Here is a 1,171-nt window from a genome sequence, read left to right on the forward strand (position 1 = left end):
GTTGAAGCCGACGCTCAAATTCGTAGCTGGAAAGGCATTACTGAATTCTCAGATCAATTGCTAGAAGTGCGCTTAGCCAACGAAAAAATGCTAGGAGCATGGCTCAATGGCGACGTTGCACCACTCTTTGCCTTTGAACCAAGCGGTGATGATGAAAGCTGGCAATACATCGAAGCGTTTGACGTTTACGGGCAAATTCATCAACTTGATGTGTATCAGCTTCCTGACGTTCCCGTTCTAGTTGTCGATAACAACAGCTCTGCAGAGCTCAAAGCAGGCTTACAGGCGATGCAGGCAGAAATGAAAAAACTGGGGCAGCCAGCTCTAATTCAGCCTTATTATTCAGAGAGTCAAAAACAATCTTCACCAATGCTACAAAGCGCAGCGACAAGTGATGTCGCTCCGATTCAAACAACTCAACTGAAGAAAATTCGCTTAGCGGATGACAAAGAACCGTGGATCTCTGGCAAAGCAGAGGTTTACGCCATCGTGACAGGTGTCAATCCAAGCCGCGACGAGCCGACAATTGATCTGGTAGAGCTTCCTTACTTGGATTACGACAACCAAGATTACTACCCAAATCAAATCATCATTCACTGGTCTCGCTACCGCTGGGGCGCTGCAGATATTGTTCTGATGGAGCAAGATGACGGCACAGACTACAAACAGCTGGCTAAACTATTGGTGCAAGTCGCTGAAGAAGTTCTGAAAGCCATCCCAGATCCGCAAGTTCAGGCATACGCAGTCATCCCACAAATCACAAACAAGATCATCGATGCAATTCCAGATGGTGTGCTTACCAACGATGATGACTTTGTTGACGTTTTCTACACGTTGATGCAAGACACGTCGTATGTCGATCACCCAGGAGCAAGTGTTAATGCTGTCGTGACACTAGAGCCACTGACGATCAATCCAACTCGCCCATAACCCTTTCAATTTCAATGAGTCGTTGTCGAGACTTCGACTCATTTTTCCCACCTCATCACAAAAAATAACCTGTTAGATAAAAATATTCCCGCTCATCTTTACTGTATAAAGAAACAGTATATACTGTTCTCATATACAGTATTGTTCAGTTATACAGGTAAATAAAAATGCTGGCTCATCTAAGTGTTAATAATTTTGCGATTGTTAAGTCTTTACAACTCGAGCTTTCTAAGGGCATGAC

At 44.2% G+C, this 1,171-nt stretch carries 1 protein-coding gene; it reads left to right on the plus strand.

The features are described from left to right. The coding region (locus R7Q46_RS25005; protein WP_318077906.1) for a DUF3103 domain-containing protein at positions 1-930 on the plus strand (930 nt) is incomplete at its 5' end. Positions 931-1,171: the final 241 nt, after the last annotated feature.

It is taken from the genome of Vibrio sp. 811 (assembly GCF_033339195.1).